General features: G+C 72.8%; 25 protein-coding genes. 17 read left to right on the forward strand and 8 right to left on the reverse strand.

All coding sequences use genetic code 11. The features are described 5' to 3' along the window. Window positions 1-134 precede the first annotated feature (134 nt). Window positions 135-1,523 carry an FAD-binding protein gene (locus ACFTXQ_RS08020; RefSeq protein WP_382636953.1) on the forward strand — a complete coding sequence of 463 codons (1,389 nt, stop codon included), beginning with the start codon at window positions 135-137 and terminating at the stop codon, window positions 1,521-1,523. Between the two features lie 97 nt (window positions 1,524-1,620). Here the strand turns inward: ACFTXQ_RS08020 and ACFTXQ_RS08025 are convergent, their stop codons facing one another. Beyond that, window positions 1,621-2,847 (reverse strand): TerD family protein, encoded by a 1,227-nt coding sequence (locus ACFTXQ_RS08025; RefSeq protein WP_382636954.1) that lies wholly within the window; start codon window positions 2,845-2,847, stop codon window positions 1,621-1,623. Window positions 2,848-2,958: 111 nt separating this feature from the next. On the opposite strand from ACFTXQ_RS08025, the gene ACFTXQ_RS08030 reads away from it, so the two are divergent. The 3 genes from ACFTXQ_RS08030 to ACFTXQ_RS08040 all read left to right on the forward strand — a co-directional run bounded on the left by ACFTXQ_RS08030 (window position 2,959) and on the right by ACFTXQ_RS08040 (window position 5,456). Next, on the forward strand, window positions 2,959-3,810 hold the full coding sequence (locus tag ACFTXQ_RS08030; RefSeq protein WP_382636956.1) for a GNAT family N-acetyltransferase: 852 nt from the start codon (window positions 2,959-2,961) through the stop codon (window positions 3,808-3,810). 126 nt (window positions 3,811-3,936) lie between these two features. Then, window positions 3,937-4,176: an ABC transporter permease gene (locus ACFTXQ_RS08035; RefSeq protein WP_382636958.1), complete on the forward strand. Its 240-nt coding sequence runs from the start codon at window positions 3,937-3,939 to the stop codon at window positions 4,174-4,176. Next, window positions 4,173-5,456: an MFS transporter gene (locus ACFTXQ_RS08040; RefSeq protein ID WP_382636960.1), complete on the forward strand. Its 1,284-nt coding sequence runs from the start codon at window positions 4,173-4,175 to the stop codon at window positions 5,454-5,456. The genes ACFTXQ_RS08035 and ACFTXQ_RS08040 overlap by 4 nt, the downstream gene beginning before the upstream one ends. Window positions 5,457-5,489: 33 nt before the next feature. Here ACFTXQ_RS08040 and ACFTXQ_RS08045 read toward each other — a convergent pair whose 3' ends face one another. Next, window positions 5,490-5,906 (reverse strand): hypothetical protein, encoded by a 417-nt coding sequence (locus ACFTXQ_RS08045; protein WP_382636961.1) that lies wholly within the window; start codon window positions 5,904-5,906, stop codon window positions 5,490-5,492. Window positions 5,907-6,072: 166 nt separating this feature from the next. Here ACFTXQ_RS08045 and sigJ point away from each other — a divergent pair, with 166 nt between their 5' ends. Continuing rightward, on the forward strand, window positions 6,073-7,032 hold the full coding sequence (sigJ, locus tag ACFTXQ_RS08050; RefSeq protein WP_382636963.1) for an RNA polymerase sigma factor SigJ: 960 nt from the start codon (window positions 6,073-6,075) through the stop codon (window positions 7,030-7,032). A gap of 74 nt (window positions 7,033-7,106) precedes the next feature. Here sigJ and ACFTXQ_RS08055 read toward each other — a convergent pair whose 3' ends face one another. After that, complete coding sequence (locus ACFTXQ_RS08055) at window positions 7,107-7,892, reverse strand: crotonase/enoyl-CoA hydratase family protein (RefSeq protein ID WP_382636965.1); 786 nt, start codon at window positions 7,890-7,892, stop codon at window positions 7,107-7,109. 101 nt (window positions 7,893-7,993) lie between these two features. Here ACFTXQ_RS08055 and ACFTXQ_RS08060 point away from each other — a divergent pair, with 101 nt between their 5' ends. Further along, entirely contained in the window at window positions 7,994-8,350 is a 357-nt protein-coding gene (locus tag ACFTXQ_RS08060) for a hypothetical protein (RefSeq protein WP_382636967.1), read from the forward strand. On the opposite strand, the gene ACFTXQ_RS08065 is transcribed toward ACFTXQ_RS08060, so the two are convergent. Then, window positions 8,331-8,957: an NADPH-dependent F420 reductase gene (locus tag ACFTXQ_RS08065; RefSeq protein WP_382636968.1), complete on the reverse strand. Its 627-nt coding sequence runs from the start codon at window positions 8,955-8,957 to the stop codon at window positions 8,331-8,333. The genes ACFTXQ_RS08060 and ACFTXQ_RS08065 overlap by 20 nt on opposite strands. Before the next feature lie 104 nt (window positions 8,958-9,061). Beyond that, on the reverse strand, window positions 9,062-9,544 hold the full coding sequence (locus tag ACFTXQ_RS08070; protein ID WP_382636970.1) for a DUF3887 domain-containing protein: 483 nt from the start codon (window positions 9,542-9,544) through the stop codon (window positions 9,062-9,064). Window positions 9,545-9,771: 227 nt separating this feature from the next. Between ACFTXQ_RS08070 and ACFTXQ_RS08075 the strand changes: the two genes are divergently transcribed. The 4 genes from ACFTXQ_RS08075 (at window position 9,772) to ACFTXQ_RS08090 (ending at window position 12,989) form a co-directional block, all read left to right on the forward strand. After that, the gene (locus ACFTXQ_RS08075) at window positions 9,772-10,458 is read left to right on the forward strand and encodes an intradiol ring-cleavage dioxygenase (protein ID WP_382636972.1); all 687 of its coding nucleotides are present in this window, start codon (window positions 9,772-9,774) and stop codon (window positions 10,456-10,458) included. A 105-nt stretch (window positions 10,459-10,563) separates the two neighbouring features. Next, on the forward strand, window positions 10,564-10,857 hold the full coding sequence (locus tag ACFTXQ_RS08080) for a WhiB family transcriptional regulator (protein WP_382636974.1): 294 nt from the start codon (window positions 10,564-10,566) through the stop codon (window positions 10,855-10,857). A gap of 198 nt (window positions 10,858-11,055) precedes the next feature. Further along, window positions 11,056-12,423: a (2,3-dihydroxybenzoyl)adenylate synthase gene (locus ACFTXQ_RS08085; protein WP_382636976.1), complete on the forward strand. Its 1,368-nt coding sequence runs from the start codon at window positions 11,056-11,058 to the stop codon at window positions 12,421-12,423. Window positions 12,424-12,479: 56 nt separating this feature from the next. Next, window positions 12,480-12,989 (forward strand): hypothetical protein, encoded by a 510-nt coding sequence (locus ACFTXQ_RS08090; protein WP_382636978.1) that lies wholly within the window; start codon window positions 12,480-12,482, stop codon window positions 12,987-12,989. Between the two features lie 18 nt (window positions 12,990-13,007). Here ACFTXQ_RS08090 and ACFTXQ_RS08095 read toward each other — a convergent pair whose 3' ends face one another. Continuing rightward, a complete protein-coding gene (locus ACFTXQ_RS08095; protein ID WP_382636979.1) occupies window positions 13,008-14,177 on the reverse strand; it encodes a serine hydrolase domain-containing protein in 1,170 nt (389 codons plus the stop codon). A 260-nt stretch (window positions 14,178-14,437) separates the two neighbouring features. Between ACFTXQ_RS08095 and ACFTXQ_RS08100 the strand changes: the two genes are divergently transcribed. The 5 genes from ACFTXQ_RS08100 to ACFTXQ_RS08120 all read left to right on the forward strand — a co-directional run bounded on the left by ACFTXQ_RS08100 (window position 14,438) and on the right by ACFTXQ_RS08120 (window position 21,949). After that, on the forward strand, window positions 14,438-15,742 hold the full coding sequence (locus ACFTXQ_RS08100) for an MFS transporter (protein ID WP_382636980.1): 1,305 nt from the start codon (window positions 14,438-14,440) through the stop codon (window positions 15,740-15,742). A gap of 36 nt (window positions 15,743-15,778) precedes the next feature. Next, window positions 15,779-16,168: a hypothetical protein gene (locus tag ACFTXQ_RS08105; RefSeq protein WP_382636982.1), complete on the forward strand. Its 390-nt coding sequence runs from the start codon at window positions 15,779-15,781 to the stop codon at window positions 16,166-16,168. Window positions 16,169-16,274: 106 nt separating this feature from the next. After that, window positions 16,275-17,228: a nucleoside hydrolase gene (locus ACFTXQ_RS08110; protein ID WP_382636984.1), complete on the forward strand. Its 954-nt coding sequence runs from the start codon at window positions 16,275-16,277 to the stop codon at window positions 17,226-17,228. A gap of 126 nt (window positions 17,229-17,354) precedes the next feature. Then, the gene (locus ACFTXQ_RS08115) at window positions 17,355-19,175 is read left to right on the forward strand and encodes a VanW family protein (protein ID WP_382636985.1); all 1,821 of its coding nucleotides are present in this window, start codon (window positions 17,355-17,357) and stop codon (window positions 19,173-19,175) included. Window positions 19,176-19,300: 125 nt separating this feature from the next. Next, window positions 19,301-21,949: a SpoIIE family protein phosphatase gene (locus ACFTXQ_RS08120; RefSeq protein WP_382636987.1), complete on the forward strand. Its 2,649-nt coding sequence runs from the start codon at window positions 19,301-19,303 to the stop codon at window positions 21,947-21,949. 16 nt (window positions 21,950-21,965) lie between these two features. On the opposite strand, the gene ACFTXQ_RS08125 is transcribed toward ACFTXQ_RS08120, so the two are convergent. Further along, window positions 21,966-22,214, reverse strand: coding sequence for a hypothetical protein (locus ACFTXQ_RS08125; protein WP_382636988.1), 249 nt, complete (start codon window positions 22,212-22,214; stop codon window positions 21,966-21,968). 182 nt (window positions 22,215-22,396) lie between these two features. On the opposite strand from ACFTXQ_RS08125, the gene ACFTXQ_RS08130 reads away from it, so the two are divergent. Both ACFTXQ_RS08130 and ACFTXQ_RS08135 read left to right on the forward strand, forming a co-directional pair. After that, window positions 22,397-22,669 (forward strand): DUF6400 family protein, encoded by a 273-nt coding sequence (locus ACFTXQ_RS08130; protein WP_382636990.1) that lies wholly within the window; start codon window positions 22,397-22,399, stop codon window positions 22,667-22,669. Beyond that, on the forward strand, window positions 22,656-22,913 hold the full coding sequence (locus ACFTXQ_RS08135) for a hypothetical protein (protein ID WP_382636992.1): 258 nt from the start codon (window positions 22,656-22,658) through the stop codon (window positions 22,911-22,913). Before ACFTXQ_RS08130 ends, ACFTXQ_RS08135 begins: the two co-directional genes overlap by 14 nt. 31 nt (window positions 22,914-22,944) lie before the next feature. On the opposite strand, the gene ACFTXQ_RS08140 is transcribed toward ACFTXQ_RS08135, so the two are convergent. Next, a complete protein-coding gene (locus ACFTXQ_RS08140) occupies window positions 22,945-25,098 on the reverse strand; it encodes a PQQ-binding-like beta-propeller repeat protein (protein ID WP_382636994.1) in 2,154 nt (717 codons plus the stop codon). Between the last annotated feature and the right edge of the window lie 10 nt (window positions 25,099-25,108).

The following is a 25,108-nucleotide window of genomic DNA, read 5'->3' on the forward strand; positions in this document are numbered from 1 at the left end:
CTGTGGAGGAAGTGTGTTCGTCACCCGGAGCGAATGTGCGCGCTGCGGGCCGGACGCACCGCCGATCAGCGCCACCGACTTCGAGTGCAGTGCGGGTCGGGGGCGTTCTCGTACCCGAGCCGACTGGAGCACGAGTGACACCTCCCCAACACCCTTCCGCGCAGCCGGACCCGGCGGCCGCCGGCCACGCCGGCACCGGCTTCGAGGCGGTTCCGCCGCTCGACGGGCAACTGTGCTTCGACCGGACCTCCCTCGAAGCGGCGTCCCGCGACTTCGGCGGCCTCGTCCACCGGCGGCCCGCCGCGGTCCTGAAGCCCGGCTCGGCCGAGGACGTCGCCACGATGGTCCGCTACTGCCGCGAGCGCGGGCTGAAGGTGGCCGGGCGGGGGCAGGGGCACTCCACCAACGGGCAGGCGCAGGTGCCCTCCGGGCTCGTCATCGACCTCGGCACCCTGAACTCCGTCGAGATCCACGACGACACCGCCACGGTCGGGGCCGGAACACTGTGGAGCAGCCTGGTGCGGGCCTCGCTGCCCCTGGGCCTGACCCCGCCCGCGTTCACCGACTACCTGGAGCTGTCCGTGGGCGGCACGCTGTCGGCCGGCGGCCTGGGCGGGCAGATCGGCCACTACGGGACGCAGGTCTCCCAGGTGCTCGAACTCCAGGTCGTCACCGGGGAGGGCGAGATCACGACCTGCTCACCCACCCTGCGCCCCGACCTGTTCCGGGCCGTCCTCGGCGGCCTCGGGCAGTGCGCGGTCATCACCCGCGCCACCCTTCCGCTGGTCCCCGCGCCCCGCTCCGTACGCCTCTACACGCTGACCTGCCCCGGCGTTGCCGAACTCACCGCGCTACAGGCCCGGCTGATCGAGGACGGCCGCTTCGACTACCTCGCCGGCCAGGTCCAGTCGCCGTCCCCCGAGGGCTGGACCTACGTGATCGAAGCCGCCGCCTACGACGCGACGGCCGCCGACGACGCCCGGCTCACCGGCGGCCTGGACCGCACCGCGATCGAGGCGCAGGACCTGCCCTACTTCGACTTCCTCAACCGGATCGCCCCGCTGGTGGAGATGTTCGAATCCATCGGTGAGTGGCAGCGGCCGCACCCCTGGTACGACAGCCTGCTCCCCGCCTCCTCGGTGAACGCCGTCGTCACGGACACCCTCGCGAACCTCAAGGCCGCCGCGCTCGGAGCGAGCGCGGTCATCCTGCTGTACCCCGTCCTCACCGCCAAGTGCACGACCCCGCTCCCGGCGATGCCCGAGGAGGAACTCGCCTACCTCTTCTCCCTCCTCAAGACCGCTTCGCCCGGGGCGGATTCAGCCGAGGAGATGGTCGCCGCGAACCGCGTCCAGTACGACACCACGGTCGAGGCGGGCGGCCGCTGGTACCCGATCGGCTCGGTGCCGCTCACCCCGGAGGACTGGGAGCGTCACTTCGGCGCCTTCTGGAACGAGTTCAGGAGCGCACGGCACCGCTACGACCCCGACGGCGTCCTCACGCCGGGCCAGCGCATCTTCTGACCGTACGGCGTACGCGCCTGAAGGCCGGAGCGCCCGTCGGGCGGTCCGGCCTTCACTCCGGAGCGGGACGCGGCCGTTGGGCGCTCCCCGTGCGCGGTCAGTCCTTGCTGGCCACGTGCCAGGTCATTCCCCACCCGTACTCGAGGTCCACGGCCTGCTGCTTGAGGATGCCGGGCGGCAGCACGATGTACTTCGCCTCCCGCCGGACGATCAGTTCCCCGCCCACGTTCTCGATCATCGCGATCGCGGCGACCGGCGAAGGGACGGTGCACTCGTCCAGGCGCACCTCGATCGGCGGGCCGCCGGGCGGATACAGCGTCGCGACGCCGTGCAGACCCGCGAAGCTGGACGCCCCGGAGTAGATCGCCACGAAGACCAGGAGCCGCTTGATCTCGGCCGTGTGGTCAAGGTTGATCAGGAGGTTCTCGCCGTCCTCGCTCCCGCCGGTCCGGTCGTCCTGGTCCAGGCGGACGTACGGGGGCTGGTCGAACGAGCCGAACTGGTTGTTGATGGGGTGGACGATCCCCATCGCGCCGTTCTGCAGCTCCCACAGGCAGGAGAGGTCGAGGTCCACGTCCTCCAGCCGGACGGCGTCCTTCCCCTTGTTCATCCAGCCACGCGGGGGCCTGGCGGCGCTCCACGAGAGGTTGACCCGCATGCCTCCGGATGTGGCGCCCTGCTTGGTCAGCGACACCGCGGGCGCCGATTTGGTCAGCGTGATCTTCGACAGCCGCACCGGCTGCGCAGGGGGCTGCGGGGGCTGCGGCAGCGCTGCCTGCTGAACCGGCGGAGGCGAAGCGGGCTCGTCGACGGTGATGCCGAAATCGGTGGCGAGCCCTGCCAGGCCGGAGGCGTAGCCCTGGCCCACCGCCCGGAACTTCCACGCGCCGTTGCGGCGGTACAGCTCCCCCAGGAGGAACGCCGTCTCCGATGTGGCGTCCGTGGCATCGAACCGCGCCACCTCGGCGCCGCTCTGCGCGTCCAGGACGCGCACGAACAGACCGGCGACCTGGCCGAACGTGGCGTCCGTGGAGGCCGCGAGCACCACCCTCCCGATGTCCTGCTCCACCGCGGACAGCGCCACCGCGATCGTCTCCAGCACGCCCGTGCCGTCCTGGCGCCTGCCCTCGTGACGCACGGCGCCGCTGGGATGGGCGGGCTGGTTGTAGAAGACGAAGTCGTCGTCCGACCGCACCTTGCCCGCCGCCGCCAGCAACAGGGCCGACACGTCCACATCGGGGGCTCCCGGCCCCCCTCGCCAACCCAGCTCCACCCGGACGCTGGTGCTCGCCACCGGTACGTTGGCACCCTTTTGCAAGGACACGTGGGTCCCCCTTCCGCGACCTGTCCCGCTCCCGCAGCAGCGTACGAGGTTTTGGCCTGCTCCCCTCCCCGAAGCCGGAGATTGCCTCTTCCCCATGACTAGGGTGGCCGGATGGACGGGATACAGGTCGTCGGCGACCGGGACGAGTGGCGGGGCGGGTTCGAGGAGCGGGTGCTGGCCGGGTACCGGGCCGCGGGATGCTCGGAACCACTGGCCCGGGCCCTGCTGGAACGGGCGGTGAAGGGGATCGACGAGTGGACGGTGGCCACGGACGGCGCCGGGTGGATCGCGGTCGGGGTCACGCAGGACAACGGGGCGACCGTGGGCCGCATCCACGACCTGACGGTGCCGCAGGGGCGTGCGTGGGCCGAGCGGTGGTGCGCCGAGCACGGTGCGCAGCGGGTGGAGGTCCGGCTCACGGGCGGAGCGGGAGCGTTCGCCGACTATCCCGTACGGGGACAGAACCGGATGCGTGCCGTGGCCGAACGGCCCGAACTGCCACCGGGCCTGACGGTCCGCCGGCTCACCGAGGAGGAGTACCCGGGCTGGTACGCCGGCGAGGAGGCCGCGTACATCGCGGACATCGTCCGGGCCGGCGCTCTGACCCCGGAACAGGCCAAGCAGAAGTCCGACCAGGACTTCGCCCGCCACCTCCCCCTGGGCTATCTGACCCCGGGCCACGCCTTCTACGCGATGGAGGCCGACGGCCGGGTGATCGGCACCGGCTGGGTCAACCACGGCTTCCTGCCGGGCGTGACCTTCGGCTTCTCACTGGAGGTGTACGAGGAGCACCGCGGCAAGGGCTACGGCCGGGCCGCGATGGCCGTGGGCGAGTGGGCCACCCGGCAGGGCGGCGACGAGGCGATGATGTTCAACGTCTTCGGCGGCAACGAGGTCGCGATGGGGCTGTACGGCAGCACCGGCTTCGCCGTGCTGGACGAGTACCGCTCGATCGACCTCTAGCCTTGCGGATTCCCCGCACCGCACGGGGCGAATATTGAACCTTGGACAGGCGGGGCACCCCGCCCGGTGCCTATCGTGAAATAGCGATGCCGGCTGCCGGTCGAGGCCTCGTGGAAGGTGCTGGAGATGAAGAACGTAAGGCTTCGAGGATGGATCGAGGCGTTCCTGGCAGCCGTCAGCGGGATCCTCTTCGTCCTCACCCTCGCCTGGCCCGACTGGATCGAAGGTATTTTCGAGGTGGATCCCGACCAGCACAGCGGCGCGCTGGAGTGGGTGGTCGTCGCGGTCCTGCTGTGTGCCACCGCGGTCTTCTCGCTGCTCGCACGGTCCGAATGGCGCCGGGCCGCCACGGCACGCGCCGAGTGACCGCCTCTCCTATCGTCGACAGCGTCGACAGGACGCCGTTGGGCCGGGGGTTCGGGTGGCTGTGGGCGGCGTTCGCGGTCAGCACCTTCGGCACGTGGCTCGCCTTCGACGCGTTCGCCCTGATCGCGATCCTCGTGCTGCACGCCGGGCCGGCCCAGGTGTCGCTGCTGGCCGCGGCGGGGCTGGCGGTGGGGGCCGTGGTCGCGGTGCCCCTCGGGCCGTGGGTGGAGTTCCGCCGCAAGCGGCCGGTGATGATCGCGATGGACCTGACCCGGTTCGCGGCGCTGACGAGCGTCCCCGCCGCCTACGCGCTGGGCGTGCTCGGCTTCGTCCAGCTCCTGGTCGTCTCCGTCGTCGTCGGTGCGGCCGGGATCGCGTTCAACGCGGCCAGTGGTGCCTACCTGAAGGCATTCGTACGGCCGGAGGACCTGCTCGTCGCGAACGGGCGCTTCGAGTCCACCACGTGGACGGCCACCGTGCTCGGACCGCCGGCCGGTACGGCGGCGATCGGGCTGTTCGGCCCGGTGATGACCGTCGTGGCCGACGCGGTGAGCTACCTGCTCTCGGCCGTGGGGCTCCGCGCGATCGGCGGCAGCGAGCCGCGCCCCGTGCGCACCGGTGCGCAGGGGGCGCGGCTCCGGCCCGGCGACCTGCTCGAAGGGTGGCGGTACATCCTGTCCCACCCGACGCTGCGTCCCTTGTTCTTCAACACGGTCCTGGTCAACGGGCTGATCCTGGCGTCCTCGCCGCTGCTCGCCGTCCTCATGCTCGGCGACCTCGGCTTCGCGCCCTGGCAGTACGGCCTCGCGTTCGGCCTGCCCTGTGTCGGCGGCATCATCGGCTCGCGGCTGTCCCGCCGGCTCGTCTCGCGCTACGGCCGGCACCGGGTCATGCTCACCGCCGGGGCGCTGCGCGCGTGCTGGTCGATCGGGCTGGCCTTCATCCGGCCCGGTGTGGCCGGGCTCGTGCTCGTCGTGGTCGTCGAGTTCGGACTGATCGCCTGCATGGGCGTGTTCAACCCGGTGTTCGCCACCTACCGGCTCGAACGGACCGCCAAGGACCGCATCGCCCGCACCCTGTCGGCGTGGTCGGTCACCAGCAAGGCGACGGTCGCGGCCATGACCGGGCTGTGGGGCGTTCTGGCCGGCGTCACCGGCCCCCGCACCGCGGTCGCCGTCGCGGGCCTCCTCATCCTGACCACCCCTCTCCTGCTGCCCCGGAACGGCTCCGCGCCCCGCCCCGAGGCGGACCTGGTCCGGAACGAATCCGACGCACCGTAACCCGCACCCCGTCGGGCCCCGTGGGGGCGCCGCTCAGCGGGCAGCACGGGTGCGGGGGCCGGGCGAACCCCCGGTCAGCGCCCCGCCCAGCGCCAGCACGCTCAGGCCGAACATCAGGACCCCCAGGGGCACGTGGAGCGACGGCTCGTGCGCGATGCCCAGCACGACCTGCACCGAGGCGAGTACGAGGAAGCCGGTCGCGTAGAGGATGGGCCGGGGCGAGCCGCCGCCGGGCCGCCACGCGAGGATCGCGGCGAGCACGTACACCATCGACGCGCCGTACATCACGCGCGCTCCGACGCCGTGCAGCGCCTCGCCGTAGGAGGAGGACAGCAGCAGTCCGGCGGTGGCCGCCTGGAAGAAGAGGGCCAGGGTCTGGAGGGCGATCGCGACCCTCACGAAGGTGGAACTGCCGCCCCGCACTGCCGTCGTCGTCCCTGTGGTCGCCATGCGGTCCCTCTTCCTGCCTCGCGGCGGTGGATCTGTAGTGTCTCGACGGTCCGACGACATGGGCCACCGAAATGTGAGGCGAAGCGGCGACCTCACAGTTCGGTGCGGTGTTTCGTCGAAGTGCCGGGAGCCCAAACGAACGAGGGAACAGGGAGCCGACGCAAGCATGAGCACCACATCCGAGGCGGGGCACGACCGGTCCGAGCCCGACCTGAGCGCGGTCGTCGGCGAGCGCCGCCAGCTGATCAACCTGGCCTACCGGCTGCTCGGTTCGGTGGCCGAGGCCGAGGACGCCGTGCAGGAGACGTACGCCCGCTGGTACGCGATGCCGCGGCAACGGCAGGAGGAGGTCGAATCGCCCGGAGCCTGGCTGACGACGGTGGCCGGCCGCGTCTGCCTGGACATGCTCGGCTCCGCGCGGGCCCGACGCGAGCGGTACGTCGGCGAGTGGATACCGGAGCCGCTGCCCGACTCCACGGAGTGGTTCAGCGGCCGGACCGGCGGCGACGGGGCCGGTCCGGCCGACCCCGCCGACCGGGTCACTCTGGACGAGTCGGTGAACATGGCCTTCCTCGTCGTCCTGGAGTCGATGACTCCGGCCGAACGCGTGGCGTTCATCCTCCACGACGTCTTCCGCTACCCCTTCCCCGAGATCTCCGCGATCGTCGGCCGTACGCCCGCGGCCTGCCGCCAGCTGGCCTCCTCGGCGCGCCGGCGCGTCCGCGCCGCGCAGGCACCGGCGGCTCCGACGGCCGGGCAGGCCGGCCTGGTGCGGCATTTCAAGGCGGCGTGGGAGGCCAGGGACATCGAGGCCCTCGTCGGCCTCCTCGACCCCGGCGCCACGATGATCGCCGACGGCGGCGGCCTGGTGGGCACCGTCCTGCGCCCGGTCGAGGGAAGCGAGCGCATCGCCGAGTACCTGATCCACATCGCGAGCAGGGCGCCGGGGCTGAGGCTCCTGGAACGGACGGTCAACGGCCGGCCGGGCCTGGTCGCCCAACACGGCGGGACCACCGTGACCGTGGCGGCGTTCAGCCTCACCGGCAACCGCATCGCCCGCATCTGGGCGGTCCGCAACCCGGAGAAACTCCGCCTGTGGAGCGAGCCCGGGAACGGACAGAGCTGACCGCTGACCGTTGGGAGGCCGGCCGTGCGCCGTACCGCGTGGGTGGGTACGGCGCACGGAGGCGGGCAGGCGGGTCAGCCGGCCCCGTGGCGTCCTGCCCCGGCAGCGAACCGGGCGGCCCCGGTCACCGCTCCGGCGTCGAGGGAGACGGTGCCGTGTCCGAACTCGACGGCGAGGGCGGTGTTCTCGTCGCGGCCTTCCTGTTCGAGTACCGACATGCGGTCGTGGCGCATGCAGGTCTGCGGCAACTCCGCCAGCTGCGCCGCGAGTTCCTCGGCGCGCGCCAGCGCCTCGCCGGCGGGGACCACGCGGTTGGCGAGACCGATGTGGAGGGCCTCGGCGGCATCCACCGCCCGGCCGGTGAGGATCATGTCCATCGCCCTGCTCGTACCGATGAGGCGGGGCAGCCGTACAGTTCCGCCGTCGATCAGCGGTACGCCCCAGCGGCGGCAGAACACCCCGAACACCGCGCTCTCGTCGGCCACGCGCAGGTCCGCCCAGAGCGCCAGTTCCAGACCGCCGGCGACCGCGTGTCCGCTGATGGCGGCGATGACCGGCTTGGAGAGCCGCATGCGGGAGACGCCCATGGGGCCGTCGCCGTCCGCGGCGACCCGGTTGCCGTTGCCCTCGCTGAAGGCCTTCAGGTCGGCGCCGGCGCAGAAGGTTCCTCCTTCGCCGTGGAGGACGGCCACGGCCGCGCCGGGGTCGGCGTCGAAGGCGCGGAACGCATCGGCCAACGCCGCGGCGGTGTCCCGGTCCACCGCGTTGCGGACGTGCGGCCGGTTCAGGCTGATCGTCGTCACCGCGCCCCGACGGCGGACCCGTACGGGCTCGGAGGTCGTGTCGTGCTCGGATGCCATGTGTGAGTGTCTCCCTGACTCGAGTTCCGCCCGCGAACGTGTGGTGCCGGCACCGGCGCGCCGTCGCACCGAACGGGCGCCCATCGCTAGGTTCGGGCAGCATGACGGAACCTCTCTACTACGTCGACCGCTCGGACATCGACGAGTCCGAGTCCACGATGACCACGGTGGCCGTGCACCCCGACGCGGCGTCGATGGAGCTCCACATGGAGCTCGGCGGACCGAAGTTCCGCGCGTTCGGCCCGCTCATCCGCATGAGATCCATCGACGTGTACGGGCGACCGGGCCCGGTGGTCGCAGACCTGCTCCGGCAGAAGGCCGAGATGCTCGGCGGGGGCACCGTCACCCTCCACTCCCTGCAGGCGGGCTTCAGCCGGCCGTATCCGCCCGGGAACCGACTAGGACTTCACGCCGGTGTCCCGGGCCCGGCCCCGGCCGCTAGGCCGAAGGGCGGGTGATCACACGGATGTTGAACGTGTGGGTTCCCAGGCCGCCCGCGATGCCCATGAAGAGGAAGGCGAAGTGTTCCTGGCCGCGCGCGGTGGTGATGCCGCCGATGTCCAGCTGGGACGACTCGGGCCAGCCGAGGTCGGTGAGGAGACGGCCGGCGGTCCGTTTGGCTTCGGCGTCGTCGCCGGAGAGGAAGACGGTGCTCGGGCCGTCGAGGCCGGCCGGGTCGGTCATCGCGGTGGAGTCCATGGTGCACAGCGTCTTGACGACGGGCGTCAGGGGGAAGGCTTCCTGGATCTGTTCGCCCAGGCTGCTGTTGGGGTGTGAGAGCTCGGAGAAGTCATCGGAGAGTCCGACCCCCACGTCGATCAGCAGGGTGCCGGCCAGCGCCGGCGCCCCGATGGAGTGCAGGAGGTCCACGGACACGTTACCGGGGGTGGCGTTGACCAGTACCTCCGCGTGGGCGGCCGTCTCGCTCAGGTCCGCCACGGGGAGACCGAGGCCGGTGCGGTCCTGCGGCCGTCGTGAACCGAGGAGCACGTCGTGTCCTGCGGCGCTCCAGCCGTGGGCCAGTGCTCGGGCGACGTTGCCGGTGCCAAGTAATCCTATTCGCATGGTGCGACGCTAACCGTCGCCGCGGCCCGGCGAATCGGTCCGGAGCCCGGGGGCGACCGGCACCAAGGACGTAGGTCCACGGTCGTCCGCCCCGAGTGCCCGGCTTATGAGATCGGCACTCCGGGCTCGAGGAACCACAGGCCGGCGATGGTGCCGTCCTTGTGGAAGGCGAGGCGGAACTCTCCGGGCCGGTGTTCCATGGTCAGCGGTGTGTTGACGACGGTGAGCTCACCGAAGGGGACGTCCTCGGGCTCCCCGTGGGACTGGTAGCGTCCGAATTCGTCCTGGTAGGCGTCCCAGGACTTCGCGAGGGTGTCCGGGGTCAGCGCCTTTCGCATCGTCGCGTCGAAGTGGGCCGTGGCGGCGGCGAAGTCGCCCTTCACGATGGCATCGAGCGTCTGGGCGGCGATCCGGTCGTACGGGGTCTGCGCCGCAGCCGCCACCGTCGCGGTGGCGTGGGCCTGCATCGCGGCGGCCCGTGCGAATCCGCCGGCCGGAAACAGCATGCAGGCGGCGGCCACCGAGATGGCCGCTGCCGCCCGGACCAGCTGCCGCCGACTGCTGAGCGCTGTGTCTCTGTCGGGCATCAGGACCACGACTTCCTCTGGCTTGGCGGGCCGGATACGTCCATCTTGCTCCCCTCGCTCCGCCCTCGCATGCCGGGCAACCGTCAGGTTTCGGCCATGCCGTTGCAGCCCGTCAGCCGGACAGAGGCGTGTCAGTGACGAAGCGGAACTCCGGCGTCCGGCACAGTGGGGGCAGTGTGCGGCCGTCCGCGCGTGACGGCGGCCAGGGGCGCGCGTGAGGGGTTCGCATGGCCGAGAACGACACCTTCCGGACCAGCCGCCGGGCTGTCCTGCTGGCCGCCGGATCGGCCGGAGCCGCCGCGCTGGCCGCGGCCTGTTCCGGTCCGGCCACCGGGACCCTGGGGGCGGCAGGGCAGCCGACGGGCGGTGGCAGCAGCCCGGTTTGCGTGCTCACCCCCGAGGCGGGCGCGGGCCCGTACTACCTGGACCTCGACCGCGTCCGGTCGGACATCACCGAGGACCGGGACGGGGTGCCGTTCCGGCTGGACCTGACGGTGGTCCGGGTGTCGGCGGGCTGCCGGCCCCTCAAGGCGGCCGGCGTCGACGTGTGGCACGCCGACGCGTCCGGCGCCTACTCCACCGGCAAGGCCACGTTCCTGCGCGGCACTCAGGTCACCGACGCCGCCGGCCGGTGCACGTTCCGGACGATCGTGCCCGGGTGGTACGCGGGGCTGGCGCCGCACATCCACTTCAAGGTCCACCCCGACTCCCGCACCGAGACGACCTCCCAGTTCTTCTTCCCCGAGGACCTCCTGCTCCAGGTGTACGCACGGCAGCCCTACGCACGCCGCCGCGCGCCCCGGCACCCCAACGGCCGGGACAGCCGATACCGGTCCACCGGCGCCGCCATGACGCTGACCCCCGCGCGCGACGGCGCCGGCTACCGCGCCGCGTACACCGTCGGGATCGCCTGAACACAACAGCCGTTCGGCCCGTGGCCGAAACCATACGTTTGAGTCGCCTCTGACCGTGCAGGCGCGGTGTAACCACCACGCTTCCACCCGAGGAGGAGCTCAGTGATGACGGACGTCTCGCGCCTGCCGGGCCGAGCGGAACACGAATGGGCCTGGCAGGCCGGAGCCGCCTGCCGGGGCACGGGATCCGAGTGGTTCTTCCACCCCGAGGGCGAACGCGGCGAGGAACGCGCCGTCCGTGACGAGGCGGCCAAACGCATCTGCTCCTGGTGCCCGGTGCGCGCCCAGTGCCTGCGGCACGCGTTGCGCGTGCAGGAGCCGTACGGAGTGTGGGGCGGGCTGACCGAGGAGGAGCGCCGCCGCGCCCTCGCCTCGACCCGGCTGCGCAACGGGGCGTAAGGCCGGCCCACAGCGCCGAGAGGCGGCGCATCCGCCCGGGTGTTCCTGCTGGTCAGCATGGCCCCCTTGGTCTTTCAGCCGATGGAATTCCGCGCCCATGGTCGGGAAAGCACATTGCCCACGGGAGTGGCGCCGGATTGGATTGCCAAGATCAAGACGGCGGGGTGGACCGGCCTCGACTGGCACAGAGGGAAGCGAATGACATCCATGCTCGGCGGCTGCACGCCCTGGCCCGAGGAGTTCGTCGACCGCTACTGGATGGCCGGGCACTGGCGCGGCTACACGCTGGACAGCCTGCTTCGCGACTGGGCCCTGCAGTACGGGCCCCGGACCGCGCTCGTGCACGGCGGCACCCGCCTCACCTACGCGAACCTGAACCGGCGCGTGGACCGTATGGCCGCCGGGTTCCGGCTGCTCGCACTCCGGCCCGGGCAGCGGGTCGTCGTGCAGCTGCCGAACGTACCCGAGTTCGTCATCACCGTGTTCGCGCTGATGCGGGCGGGTGCGGTGCCCGTGTTGTGCCCGCTCTCGCACCGCGCGGCCGAGGTGTCGCACCTCGTACAGGTCACCCAGGCCGTCGGCTACGTCGGCCCCTCCACCCACCAGGGCTTCGACCACACGGCGATGGCCGCGGACATCGCGGCCGGAGGGCCTTTCCTGCGGCGGGTGTTCACCCTCGAAACGGGGGGCGCCCCGTCCCCGTACGGCGGCGGCTACACGACCGATCCGGCCGGCTGCCACTACTTCCCGCTGGGCTCCGTCGACGCCCCGCCCGCACCCGCGCTCGCGCTGAGCGCCGGCCAGGTGGCGTTCTTCCTGCTTTCCGCCGGCGCCGGCACCGCGCCCAGGCTCGTTCCGCGCACCCACAACGACTACGCCTACCAGACGCGGGCCGCCGCCGAGCTGGTGTCGCTCACCGAGGACGACGTGTACCTCGCCGCGCTGCCCGCCGAGGACAACTTCACCCTCGGCTGCCCCGGCATCCTCGGCACCCTGTCCGTCGGCGGCACCGTCGTCCTGGCCGAGGACACGGAACCCGCCGGATGCCTCGAGGCCATCGAACGGGAGCGGGTCACCATCACCTCGGTGGTACCCGCCGCAGCCCGGCTCTGGCTCGACGCCCTTCCCGCGGTCCGGGCCGACGTGAGCAGCCTGCGTCTGGTGCAGATCGGCGGCGCGCCCCTGCCCCGGGCGACCGCCGAACGGGTGGGCTCCGAATGGGGCTGCCGCCTGCAACAGGTCTTCGGCATGGCCGAGGGGCTGCTCACCCTCACCCGGCCCGCCGATCCGGAGGAGACCGTACTCACCACGCAGGGCCGCCCGCTCTCGCCCGACGACGAGATCCGCATCGTGGACGGCGACGGCGAGGACGTGCCCGACGGGCAGCCCGGCGAACTCCTCGCCCGCGGCCCGTACACCGCGCGCGGCTACTACCGGGCGCCCGAGGACGACTCCCGCTCCTTCACCGCCGACGGCTACTTCCGCACCGGCGCTCTCGCGCGGCGCACCCCGGACGGCAACCTGGTGCTGACCGGCCGCCCGGAGGACGTGCCGCGGACGGGCTGACCAGGAGGTGCGACCCCTCTCCCTGAGCGGGCCTTCGTGGGCTCATACTGTGCCCCATGAGGGGGAGCGAGAAGCCGCAGCGTGCTCTGCGGCGCCAGTCCGCGGTGCCGCGCAGTCCGCTGGTTCCGGATTCCGTCGAGGCGGAGATCGCACGGCACGACTGGGAGTCGGTCGAGTGCGGCTGCGGCCGGTCAGCAGGGCATCTGGAGGCCATGGTCCGGGACGCCGCGGAGGGGCATCCCGCCGCGTTCCGCGCGCTGGAGGGCCATGCCTTCTTCGTGGAGAACCTGAAGCCGCCCGCTCCGGCGGTGTGCGCCGTGCTGATGGCCGCGTGGTCCGCGCGCCCGCCGCGGCGCGCGACCCGGGAGGAGCTGCTGCGGACCCTGCTGGAGCTGCTGTGCATGAGGGATGACGGCGGCACCCACGAGGCCGGGCTGTACGGGCAGTGCGCCGCGTTCATCCGCACCGGCACCGACGGCTACCGCCGCGAACAGGCCACCGCCCCCGGCTCGGCGACCGCCGAGTACGCCCGGGCGATCCTGGAGATCCTCGGCCTGCCCGTCTAGGCGTTCCGCGTTCCGGCGTCATCTCATCTTGAGCGGGTGTTCGGGGGCCAGCACGGCGGCGATGCGTTCGGCGATGGTCTGGGCCGAGTTGCCCTCGGGGCTCTTGGGGCCCTTCGTCACCGTGACCGAGACCGAGAGCTTCTGCGCCGGCAGGTAGGCCGCGATGGCCGCGTAGCCCGAGAACGACGGGTTCGTCAGGATCCAGCCGTTGACGACGATGACACCGAGGCCGAAGTGGTGTGCCGCGGTATTGGTCAGCTGACAGACGGCGGCCGGGCAGGTGGACGTTGCGTGGCCCAGGCCGATGGTGCCCGGATCGAGCTGGGTCCGGAAGGACTTGGCGGACACCAGCTCCCCGGTTCCGATGGCGCGCGCCGACCGGTCCAGATCGCAGATGTTCTGCACGAGGACCGCTCCGGGCCTGGTGGTCCAGGAGGGGTTCCAGAAGGTGGACTCCTCGTAGGTGCCGCGCTCGGAGGTGAAGGCGTGCAGGACGGGCTCCGGGATCTGCGGGGTGAACCGGTTGCCGGTCTGGCTCAGCCCGAGCGGATCCATCACGCGCTCCTTGAGGAGCCGGTCCAGGGGGAGTCCGCTGATCTTCTCCAGCGCGGCGCCGAGGAGCTGGAAGTTGGCGTGCGAGTAGCTCCAGTTGGTCCCCGGCTCGTACAAGAGCGGTTGTTTCGTGGCGAATTCGGTGACCTCGTCCGGTGTCCACTGGCGGAACGGTGCGGCCTTCAGCTCGGCGAGGAAGGCGGGGTCCGTGACGTAGTCGTGGAGGCCGGACGTGGAGTCGCCGAGCATCCGCAGGGTGATCTCCGAGCCACGCGGCACGTCCGGAAGCCAGCGGGACACCGGGTCGTCGAGCGAGGCCTTGCCCTGTTCGACGAGCTGGAGCAGCACGGTACCCATGTAGACGATGCCGACGGACCCCGTGCGGAAGTGCATCGAGGGCTCGGCCGGGACTCCCGTCATCGATTCCCCGAGGGCGGTGGTGAGCACCTCCCGGTCTCCGGAGGAGACCCGCAGGATCACCGAGTTCAGGCCGAACTCCCGCTGGGAGCGCTGGGCGATGGTGAGGACCTCGTGCGCATCGCCTTGGGCGGGGCCGGGTGAGCTGACGCAGGCGCCCGGCGCGGGCGCGGCGACCGCCGGCACCGCAGCGGTTCCGGCCGGAAGGGTTGCACCCATCAGGCCGGCGATGCAGAGCAAGACCGTACGCGTACGCCTCACCCTCCCAGTCTGGACGGGCCCGGCGGGCGGCGCACATTTGCGGCGCACACTGCGGCGCACACTGCCGCGTACCGAATTATCTTGACGTCAAGATTTCCTTCGGGCAAGCTGCCCCAGGTATCTCGACATCGAGATATCTGGGGCGGGGATCGGGGAGGCTCGGGATGTGGCGGCGGGGTACGGGGAGCGGGGAGGGGCGGCCGGCCGGATCCGGGCTGGTGGCACAGCTGCGGTGGCCGCCGGGAGGCCGGGACGCGCGGATCATGCTGCTCGCCCAGTTGCTGGACCGGACCGGTACGGGAGTGTGGGCCGCCTCCTCGGTGCTCTTCTTCACCTTCGTCGTCGGACTCGACGCCCGGCAACTGGGCCTGCTGCTGGGCGCGGCCGCGGTGGCGGGCATCGTCGGCTCGCCGCTGGCGGGCCAGTTGGCGTGCCGCTTCACCGTCCGCTCGCTGCTGATCGGCTGTCACCTCCTGCGGCTCGGCACCCTCTGCGTCCTGCTCGTGGCCACCGATTTCCGCGTGCTGCTGCCGGTGGTCGCGGTGACGTACCTGGGCGACCGGGCGGCGAAGACCCTGGAGATGCTCTTCGCCACCCGGGCGGCGGGTGACCAGCGGGCCACCTACCAGGCCCTTTCGCGCAGCACGGCGAACGCCGGCTACGCGCTCGGCGCGGGGATCGCCGCAGCCGGCCTCGCCCTGGACAGCCGGGGCGCCTACCACGCCCTGATCCTGGCCAACGCGGCGTCCTTCCTGGCGGCCGCGGCGCTGGTGTGGCGCACCCGGGAGCCGCAGGGGTACGGCCACGTCGCGGCGCGGGCCGGTGGCACGCAGGAGGGACGCCCGGCGGCGGGCGGGGCGGACGCGCCGAGCCCGTGGCGGGACCGCGGCTACCTCCGGTTCGTCCTCCTGGACATCCCGATGAGCCTGGACGACTCGATCCTCAATGTCGGCCTCCCGTTGTGGCTGGTGGAACACACCGAGGCGCCGCATGCGCTGGTACCGGCCGTCCTCGTGATCAACACCGTGCTCGTCGTCGTACTCCAGTTGCGCGTCTCGGCGAGGGTGCGGGAGCCGCGCCAGGCCGCGACGGCGGTCGTGGCGTACGGGCTGACGATGCTCGTCTGCTGCGCGGTCCTGGCCGCCAGCACGGGGGGCGGGGTGTGGACCGCGTCCCTCGCGCTGCTCGCGGCGTCGGCGCTGGTCACCGCGGCGGAGCTGATCCGCTCGGTGAGCTCCTGGGAGCTGGCCGTCTCGCTCGCGCCCCCGGCGGCGAAGGCGTCGTACCTGGGCGTGGCGGGCATGTCCCAGTCCGTGCAGAAGGCCGCCGGGCCGCTGCTGCTGACCGGCGCGGTGATGGCCGTTGGGCCCGCGGGCTGGCTCGTGCTGGGGGCGGGGGTCGCCGGGCTGTCGCTCGTACAACGGCGCGCCAGCCTGGTCCGGTTGGGAGCCCTGCACGCCGCCCTGCACGCACCGGCCGGTTCCGCCGCGGCCGTGGGAGCCGGGCCCGCGCGAACGCCCTGACGGCCGGCGCCCGCGTACGCGGCTACGCTCCGCAGGATGGAACGCGCAGAGGTACTCAAGCGAGTGATCGGCATCCTCACGGAGGCCCAGGAGATCCGCCGGGCCATCGAAACCGGTCAGGACGGCGCCGAGGGCGGAGCGGGCAACGGCGAGGGCCCGGCGGCAGCGGCCGGAGTGGCGACGACCCTCCTGAACGAGATGCTGCCGTCGATCAGCGTGCCCGCCGACGCGTCTCCGCAGCAGGTGGCCGGGCTGGTCGCCGAAGCCCTCGGCCCGGCCCTGCACACGATGGTCTCCGGATTCAGCCTGGCGTTCACCAGCCTCGCGATCGCGCACGACAGCGGGCGCACGGACGTCTCGGCGATCCAGGTCCTCCAGGAACTGGCCCTCGAGATCGAGGCGGGAACCTACGACGAGGGGCCCTAGCCGGCCGTGGGCCGCCCGGGTGCCCCGTGGTCACGGGGCCGGTGCGGCGGCACACTGGTGCTCCGCGCACCGCCCCGCCACACCGACCGCCGCCTGGAGTGACGACGTGCCCGTCCCGATCATCCTCGACTGCGATCCCGGGCACGACGACGCCCTCGCGATCATGCTGGCCGCCGGCGACCCGGCGGTCGATCTGCTGGCGATCACCACGGTCGCGGGCAACCAGACGCTGGAGAAGACCACGCTGAACGCGCGACGCGTCTGCACGGTCGCCGGGATCACCGACGTGCCGGTCGCCGCCGGCTGCGACCGGCCGCTGGTCCAGCCGCTCGACGTCGCCGACGACGTGCACGGTGCCTCCGGCCTCGACGGGCCCATGTTCCCCGAACCCACCGTGGACGTGGTCCAGGAGCACGCGGTGGACCTGATCCACCGCCTCCTGGCCGAGCATCCCGAGCCGGTCACCCTGGTGCCGACCGCGCCGCTCACCAACATCGCCCTGCTGCTCACCCGCTATCCGCAGGACGTCGCGCGCATCCGCGAGATCGTGCTGATGGGGGGCTCGACGGAGGGCGGCAACCGCACTCCCGCCGCCGAGTTCAACATCCTCACCGACCCGGAGGCCGCGGAGATCGTCTTCAGTCGTGGGGTGCCCGTCACCATGTGCGGCCTCAACGTCACCCACCAGGCGCTGGCCACGCCCGAGGTCGTCGCCCGCTTCGAGGGGCTGGGCACTCCCCTCGGCCGCACCTGCGCCGAGCTGCTGACCTTCTTCGCGTCCACGTACCGGACGCTGTGGGGGTTCCCGAGCCCGCCGCTGCACGACCCGGTCGCGGTGGCCCGGGTCATCGACCCCGGGCTCGTGCGCTGCGTCGACGCGAACGTCGTCGTGGAGACGCGGGGCCGGTACACGCGCGGCGCCACCGTCGTGGACCTGCACGGCGTGACGGGCCGCCCGGTCAACGCCCGGGCGGCCGTGGCCCTGGACGCCGACCGGTTCTGGGACCGCATGGTCACGGCGGTCCAGGTGCTCGGAGCCCGCCGTTTGCCCGGTTTGTGAGAACCGTTACCTTCTCACCCGAATGGCGTATTTGCAGGGTCATCATGGATGACCGGAACTGTCATCTACGCGCCCCTGCCGCGGCCTCGCGCCGCTCGGTGACCGGTCGGCGCCACAAGGAGAGACGTGCGACCTGTAGGCAGCTGGACGGGAAACTGGCGGATCGCGTTGCCGGCGGCGGGGGGCGCCGTGGTCCTCGGACTGGGCGGCCTCTACGCCGCCGGACTCGCGGTCGGCGACGACATCGCCTCCGGCACCCGGGTGCGCGGCGTGGACATCGGCGGCATGAGCCGCGCGGAGGCGGAGAACGTACTGACCCGGGAACTCGGCCCCCGCGCGGCCGCCCCCATCGCGGCCGTCATCGGCGACCGCGTCGAGCAGGTCTCCCCCGCCTCCCTCGGCCTCTCCCTCGACGCCGCGGCGACCGCCGACCGCGCCGCCCGTACGGGCCACGGCCCGGGCAGCGTCATCGGCCGGCTCTTCGCCTCCGGCGACCCCGACGCCGAGCCCGTGATCCGGATCGACGACGAGGCCGCCCGCGCCGGGGTCGACCGGCTCGGCGCGAGCACCCGCCGGCAGGTCCGCGACGGGTCCATCACCTTCGACGCCGGCAAGCCGAAGGTGATCGCCGCGCAGACCGGCGTCACCCTCGTCCCCGACCGGTCCCTCGACACGCTCCGCAACGCCTACCTGGCCCCGCACCCGGACGGCGGCCCGGTCGAGCTGCCCGTCCGGCGCACCGAGCCCCGCGTGGGGGCGGAGGAGACCGGGCGGGTCCTGCGCGCCTTCGCCGAGCCGGCGGTGTCCGGGCCGGTCACCCTCACCGTGGCGGGCACGCGCATCCCCGTCAGCCCCGTCGTCCTCGGCGAGCACCTCAAGGTGAAGCCGGACGCCGACGGCCGCCTCGTCCCCGCCCTCGACTCCGGCGGCCTGCTCGCCGACCCCGCCGTGGCCGGCCCCATCGAGAAGGCCACCGAGCAGCCCAGCGACGCCGTGCTCCACCCGGACGCGTCCGGCCGCGTGGTGCTCAAGGAGCCCGGCCGCGCCGGCCGGCAGGTCACCCGGGAGGCCCTCGGCCGGGCCGTGATGCCCCTGCTCACCCGAACGGGCGCCGAACGGAGCGCCGAGGTGCCCACCACGGCCGTCCAGCCGGACCTCACCGACGCCGAGGCGCGGCGCCTCGGCATCAAGGAGAAGGTCTCCTCCTTCACCGTGCAGTTCCCGGCCGCCCCGTACCGGAGCACCAACATCGGCCGGGCCGTGGAGCTGATCAACGGCTCCGTGGTCATGCCGGGGCAGGAGTGGAGCTTCAACCGCACGGTCGGCGAGCGCACCAAGGAGAACGGCTTCGTCGACGGCATCATGATCAACGACGGCCAGTACGTGAAGTCCCCCGGCGGCGGCGTCTCCGCGGTCGCCACCACCATGTACAACGCCGTGTTCTTCGCCGGCCTCAAGCCCGTCGAGCACGGGGCGCACTCGTTCTACATCGAGCGCTACCCGGAGGGCCGGGAGGCCACGGTCGCCTGGGGCACCCTCGACCTGCGCTGGCTCAACGACTCCGGCCACCCGATCTACATCCGGGCCGAATCCACGGACACCTCGCTGACGATCACCCTCCTCGGCACGAAGAAGTACGACGAGATCCGCGCGACCAAGGGCCCGCGCACCCACGTCACCCCGCCCGCCAAGCGCACGGGCACCGGTCCGACGTGCGAGGTCCAGACGCCCCTGGAGGGCTTCGACGTGACCGTCGGCCGGGTCTTCGTCAAGGACGGCCGGGAGGTCAAGCGCGAGGAGTACGCGACCCACTACACCCCGCGTGACGAGGTCACCTGCGAGCCCGAGGCCTCGCCGACCCCGTCCGCCACGACTCCGGGCGGCGCCCCCGCACCGGCCGGCACGCCGACGGCGGCCGGCGCGCAGGTCTCCGCACAGGGCCGGTAGGAGGAAAGAACCGTCACGTCAGGTGACCGGCGAAACTCCCGGTGGGCCCGTCGGGCGCCTGGGACCGCCGGAAGTGCTACAACTGGGGACGTGACCCTTCCTCGCCACCCGTACCGGGCAGTTCGGTGCGGTCACCCCTGATCAAGGGATTCAAGAGCGTCGCCGGACAGGTGTTCGTCCTTCAGGTGGCGATCGTGGTGTTGCTCGCCACCGGTGCCCTCCTCGCCCTGCTCCTGCAGTCGCGCCACGACGTGGAGCGGGAGGCGCGCAACCGGTCGATCGCCGTCGCGGAGACCTTCGCCCACTCCCCCGACCTGCAGGAATCGCTGCGGACGGCCAACCCGTCCGCCATCCTGCAACCCCTCGCGGAGGCCACCCGCAAGGCCGCCGGGGTGGACTTCATCGTGGTGATGGACACCCACGGGATCCGCTACAGCCACCCCCAGCCCGACCGCATCGGCAAACGCTTCGTCGGCACCATCGAGCCCTCGCTCGCCGGCCGGATCCACACCGAGAGCGTCCAGGGCCCGCTCGGCCAGGAGATCCAGGCGGTGGTGCCGGTCACGGCGCCGGACGGCCGGGTCGTCGCGCTGGTGTCCGCGGGGCTGACCGTGGAGCACGTCACCGGCGTACTCGACCGCCAGTTCCCGGTCATCCTCCTGGCCATCGCCACGGGCCTGGCCCTGTCCACCGCCGGCACCGCCCTGATCAGCCGCCGCCTGCGGCGGCAGACCCACGGGCTCGGCACGCAGGAGATGACCCGGATGTACGAGCACCACGACGCGGTGCTCCACTCCGTGCGCGAAGGGGTGCTGATCACCGACGGCGAGGGGCGGCTGGTCCTGGCGAACGACGAGGCCAAGCGGCTGCTCGGACTGCCCGAGGAGGCCGAGGGCCGCCACATCGGGGACGTACCGGGCCTGGACAGCCGGATGGCCGACCTGCTGCTGTCCGGCCGGGTCGCCACCGACGAGGTGCTGGAGACCGGGGACCGCTTGCTCGTGGTCAACCAGCGGCCCACCCACCCCCGGGGGCGGGCGGAGGGCGCCGCCGTCACCATCCGCGACTCCACCGACATGCAGATCCTCACCGGCCGCGCCGAGGCGGCCCGCAAGCGCCTCAAGCTGCTGTACGACGCCAGCGGCGACATCGGCACCACCCTCGACGTGACGCGGACGGCCCAGGAGCTCGCCGACGTCGCCGTACCGGGGTTCGCGGACTTCGTCACGGTCGACCTGGCCAACCCGGTGCTCGACGGGGACGAGCCCGGTCCGGGTTCCGACATGCTGCGCACCGCGGTCAGCGGCATCCGCCCCGACCACCCGCTGTACCCCCTCGGCCGGCGGATCGACTTCAAGCCCTCCACCCCGCAGGGGCGCGGCTACGGCACCGGCGAGGCGGAGCTCGTACCCGACCTGGCCGACGCCCCGCACTGGCAGGCCCAGGACGCCCGGCGGGCCACGGACATCGTCGATTTCGGGATCCACTCGCTCATCGCGGCCCCGCTCAAGGCCAGGGGCGTGGTCCTCGGCGTGGTCAACTTCTGGCGCGCCGGCAAGCCCGAGCCCTTCGACGAGGACGACCTGTCACTGGCAGAGGAACTCGTCGCGCGCGCCGCCGTCGCCATGGACAACGCCCGCCGCTACACCCGCGAACACGCCCTGGCCGTCACCCTCCAGCGGAGCCTGCTGCCGCGCGCCCTGCCCGAGCAGAGCGCCGTGGACGCGGCGCACTCCTACCTGCCCGCGCAGTCCGGGGTGGGCGGGGACTGGTTCGACGTGATCCCGCTGCCCGGGGGCCGGGTCGCCCTGGTCGTCGGGGACGTCGTCGGACACGGCCTGCACGCCGCGGCCACCATGGGGCGGCTGCGTACGGCGGTGCACAATTTCACCTCCCTCGACCTGCCCCCCGACGAGATCCTCGCCCGCCTCGACGACCTCGTGCAGCGCATCGACCACGACGACGGCACCGACACGGACGGCGGCGTGCTCGGCGCGACCTGCCTGTACGCCGTCTACGACCCGGTGTCGCAGAACTGCGCCCTGTCGCGGGCCGGGCACCTGCCGCCGCTGGTGGTCGCCCCGGACGGCACCACGGACTTCGTCGACCTGCCCGCCGGTCCCCCGCTCGGGCTGGGCGGCATGCCCTTCGAGACGGTCGAGCTGCACCTGGCGGAGGGCACCCAGCTCGTCATGTACACGGACGGGCTCGTGGAGCAGCGGACCCGGGACATCGGCGAGGGGCTGGAGCTGCTGCGCGCGGCGCTGAGCCAACCCGGCCGCGACCCGCACGAGAGCTGCCTGGCCGTCCTCGACGCCATGCTGCCGACGCGGCCGACCGACGACGTGGCGCTGCTCATCGCCCGCACCCGGACCCTCGGCCCCGACCGGGTCGCGCAGTGGGACGTGCCGTTCCAGCCGAGCGGGGTCGGCGTCGTGCGCAACCTCGCCGCGGCGAAGCTCGACGAGTGGGGGCTGGAGGAGCTCGCCTTCACCACGGAGCTCCTCCTCAGCGAACTGGTCACCAACGCCCTGCGGCACGGCAGCGGGCCGGTCCGGGTCCGGCTGCTGCGCGACCACGCGCTGACCTGCGAGGTGTGGGACGGCAGCAGCACCGCTCCGCACCTGCGGTACGCGGCCACCATGGACGAGGGCGGGCGCGGGCTGTTCCTGGTGGCGCAGCTGAGCGAGCACTGGGGCACCCGCTACACCCCCGACGGCAAGGTCATCTGGGCGGAGCAGGCACTGCCCGGTGGCGGGGAGCCCGGACCCTAGGGGGTGTCCGGCGCGCTCACGCAGCGGGGTGCCCCGCCTCGCGCATCCGTTTCCGGGCCGTGCGGAACCACTCGCTCGCTCTGGGGAGGGTGCCGTCGGCACGCCGCGGAATCGCTGCCTGGCCGGTGGGCGCGCCGAGCGGGTCGGGCCTGCGGGAGCCGGTCGCGAGGGAGAGGGGGGCGGTCGGCGTGAAGAGGACGCAGGCTCGCGGGGCTATGCGTACGGCTCCGACGGAAACGGCAGCCGCGAGGAACGAGGAAGTCATGGGCCTCTCCTGACGAGGGGGGAATCGGATGGCTCGTGACTCCATTGGGCCCCGGCGGGGGAACCGCGTCATGCGACTGGATCTCGGGGCTTGACAGACCGGCCGTGCCGGCGGGCGGCTGATCTGTGACGTCTCCCACCTTCCCTTGCCCAGGGAAGGAAGGGCTACCTAATTTGCCTTTTATGGCTTTCGATCCCCCCACCCACACCCCCGAACCGGACGAGTCCGGCCTGGTCGGCTTCACCGTCGACCTCACCGCTCAGGAAGCGCTCCGACGGGTCCACGTCCTGGAGGCCATCGGCCCCGACTGGGACCCGATCGAGGTGTTGCGCGGCGAGGAGGCGGCGTACGACCTGCTGTACTCCGGGCTCGACGCGGAGCAGCAGCGCCTGTACGAGGAGCTCGTCGAGGCCGGGGTGCTGCCGCGGCGCGGGGGCGGCCGTGCTGCCGCTTGATCCGCAGGCCGACGTCGGGCGCCGCGCCTGGGTGGCCTGCCCGAAGTGCGACGACAGCCGTGGCTGCGAGCCGTGCGGGCAGCGCCGTACGTGCTCCGACCACTGGCGCTACATGCTGTCGAACACCGGCAGCCTGCTGCACCTCCAGTGCCCTTCGTGCACGCACGTCTGGGCGCACGAGAGCGGCTTCGGCGCGACCCGTTCGCTGTGGGACCGCATCACGAGCGGCTGGTCGCGCCACTGACGCCGGCGCCCGCGCCCCCGGGGGCCTGCGGTCAGTCGAGCGGTACGGCCGCGAGGCGGTCGGTGGTCTGGGGGTAGAGCCGGCTGCCGTGCTGGACGATCATGGTCGGGCCGTCCGGCATGTTCACGGCCCCCGCGGAGAGGGTCCACGCGGTCTTGCGGCTTTCGACGTCCACCGCGACGACCGCCTGACCGCCCCCGCCGACCGCCGCGTAGAGCTCTCCGCGGAAGGGGGCGGGAGGCGCCAGCATGGAGACGTACGCGCCCGGGTCGTGGGTCCACAGCTTCTTCCCGGTGGACTCCTCGAAGGCCTGGAGCGATCCGTCCGCGACGTACACGGTGCCCTTCACGCAGACGGGCGCGCTCAGCAGCTTCTCGCCCTCCGGCTCCAGCGTCCAGGCGACGGTGCCCGTCTCCAGGTCCACCGCCGTGATCCTCTCCTCGAAGTCGAAGGCGTGGCGGTCCGAGGCCACCGGCGGGTTGATGCCTCCCGACTGCGTCGGTGACGCCGCCTGCTCGTCGGTGCGGACACGGCAGGCCCACAGGATGCGGCCGTCGCGCACGTCGGCGGCGAAGATCCGGGCGGGGTCCGAGCAGATCAGCCGGCCGCCGGAGACGATCGCGGACATCATCAGCGAACCGTTCGAATCCGGCACCGCGCCCTCGATGGGCCGGCGCCAGCGCACCTTCCGGGCGCCGAGGTCGTAGGAGAGCAGCCAGGGCCGGTCCTTCTGGTCATCGGACCTGTCGTACGCCTTCAGGTAGAGGCATTCGGCATCGGCGGCCAGGAGCGCGCTGGTGTAGCCGAGGTCGCCCAGGACGGCCGGACCGGCCGCGTCGGCGGCGAGCCGGCCGGTGCGCGGATCCATGTATCCCGCGGCCGCGTTGCCGTCCGCGTCGAAGACGAGGCCGGTCAGGCGGTCGCCGGCCACGGCCGCGTCGGCCTTCGCGGTCTGGGCCTCCCACAGGATCCGGCCGTCGGCGGTCGAGATCCCGCGCATGACGTCGTCGACGTGGATCAGGACCTCGTCGGTCGCCACGGCCGGGGCGGAGGTGAACGGCGCGGCGACCGACCACAGCGGAGCCGGAGGGGTGCCGGGTGGCCGGGTCCGGCGCGGACCTGAACCTGAACCTGGACCTGAGGTTGAGGCCGGGCCCGAGCCCGGAAGGGTGCCGGTGAGCCAGAGCGCCGAGACGCCTCCCGCGACGGTGAGCGCGGCGGCCGCGGACCCCGCGATCACGGCGCGGCGGGAGAGGGCCCGGCGCGGTGCGGGGGCGCGCAGCGGGGCGGGGGCGATCGTGGCGAGCTCCCCGATCCGGCGGGACAGGTCGGCCAGGAGCGCCTGCGGCAGCAGGTCGGCGAACTCCCCGGGGTCGAACGGCCCCCACTGCTCCAGCAGCCGGTCGGGGGACGGGCGGTCGCCCGGCTCGGGCGCCAGGCAGGCCGTGAGCGGCTCGCGCAGCCCGTCCGGTACGCCGGTCAGGTCGGGGGCGGCGCCGTCCCGCAGCAGTTGCAGGGTGCTCTGCCGGCCGCGGGCGTCGTACGGGCCGTGGCCGGACGAGGCGAACACCAGCACGGCGGCGAGGGCGAACACGTCGCCCTCCGGGCCGGGCGGTCCGCCGCGCGCCTGCTCGGGGGACATGTACGCCGGGGTGCCGGCGACGGCCCCGGCCGCGGTGAGCCGGGGGCTGCCCGGGGCCTGGGCGAGCCCGAAGTCGATGAGCCGGGGGCCCTGCGCGGTGATCAGTACGTTGGAGGGCTTGAGGTCGCGGTGGACCAGTCCGGCGCGGTGCAGGGCGGCGAGCGCGGCGGCGAGGGCGGAGCCGAGCCCGCGGACGGCCGGTTCGGGCAGCGGGCCGGCGGCCGCCACCGCCTCGGTCAGCGAGGGGCCGATGAGGTACGCCGTGGCCAGCCACGGCCGGGCCGTGTCCGGGTCCGCGCCGAGGAACGCGGCGGTGTGCTGCGCCCCCAGGGCCCGCGCGGCCTCGGCCTCCAGGGTCAGGCGCTCCCGGTAACCGGGCCGGTCCCGCAGGTCGGCCCGTACGGTCTTGACGGCGGCCAGGCGGCCGCCGTCGGTGCGGGCCAGGAAGACGGTCCCCATGCCTCCGCCGCCCAGCCGGCCGAGGAGCGCGTACTCACCGAGCCGTTCGGGGTCGTCGGGCAGGAGGGGCAGGAGCGTGGACATGACCGGTGGA

Origin of the sequence: Streptomyces sp. NPDC057010 (genome assembly GCF_042673805.1) — a bacterium.
Classification (GTDB): Bacteria; Actinomycetota; Actinomycetes; order Streptomycetales; family Streptomycetaceae; genus Streptomyces.

Coding starts and splice junctions, on each gene's coding strand:
- ACFTXQ_RS08075 (WP_382636972.1), top strand. CDS start 9,772: ATGGCCGAGAACGACACCTTCCGGACCAGCCGCCGGGCTGTCCTGCTG.
- ACFTXQ_RS08125 (WP_382636988.1), bottom strand. CDS start 22,214: ATGACTTCCTCGTTCCTCGCGGCTGCCGTTTCCGTCGGAGCCGTACGC.
- ACFTXQ_RS08130 (WP_382636990.1), top strand. CDS start 22,397: ATGGCTTTCGATCCCCCCACCCACACCCCCGAACCGGACGAGTCCGGC.
- ACFTXQ_RS08080 (WP_382636974.1), top strand. CDS start 10,564: ATGACGGACGTCTCGCGCCTGCCGGGCCGAGCGGAACACGAATGGGCC.
- ACFTXQ_RS08140 (WP_382636994.1), bottom strand. CDS start 25,098: ATGTCCACGCTCCTGCCCCTCCTGCCCGACGACCCCGAACGGCTCGGT.
- ACFTXQ_RS08070 (WP_382636970.1), bottom strand. CDS start 9,544: ATGCCCGACAGAGACACAGCGCTCAGCAGTCGGCGGCAGCTGGTCCGG.
- ACFTXQ_RS08035 (WP_382636958.1), top strand. CDS start 3,937: ATGAAGAACGTAAGGCTTCGAGGATGGATCGAGGCGTTCCTGGCAGCC.
- ACFTXQ_RS08095 (WP_382636979.1), bottom strand. CDS start 14,177: ATGGGTGCAACCCTTCCGGCCGGAACCGCTGCGGTGCCGGCGGTCGCC.
- ACFTXQ_RS08060 (WP_382636967.1), top strand. CDS start 7,994: ATGACGGAACCTCTCTACTACGTCGACCGCTCGGACATCGACGAGTCC.
- ACFTXQ_RS08065 (WP_382636968.1), bottom strand. CDS start 8,957: ATGCGAATAGGATTACTTGGCACCGGCAACGTCGCCCGAGCACTGGCC.
- sigJ (WP_382636963.1), top strand. CDS start 6,073: ATGAGCACCACATCCGAGGCGGGGCACGACCGGTCCGAGCCCGACCTG.
- ACFTXQ_RS08030 (WP_382636956.1), top strand. CDS start 2,959: ATGGACGGGATACAGGTCGTCGGCGACCGGGACGAGTGGCGGGGCGGG.
- ACFTXQ_RS08090 (WP_382636978.1), top strand. CDS start 12,480: ATGAGGGGGAGCGAGAAGCCGCAGCGTGCTCTGCGGCGCCAGTCCGCG.
- ACFTXQ_RS08055 (WP_382636965.1), bottom strand. CDS start 7,892: ATGGCATCCGAGCACGACACGACCTCCGAGCCCGTACGGGTCCGCCGT.
- ACFTXQ_RS08085 (WP_382636976.1), top strand. CDS start 11,056: ATGACATCCATGCTCGGCGGCTGCACGCCCTGGCCCGAGGAGTTCGTC.
- ACFTXQ_RS08045 (WP_382636961.1), bottom strand. CDS start 5,906: ATGGCGACCACAGGGACGACGACGGCAGTGCGGGGCGGCAGTTCCACC.
- ACFTXQ_RS08105 (WP_382636982.1), top strand. CDS start 15,779: ATGGAACGCGCAGAGGTACTCAAGCGAGTGATCGGCATCCTCACGGAG.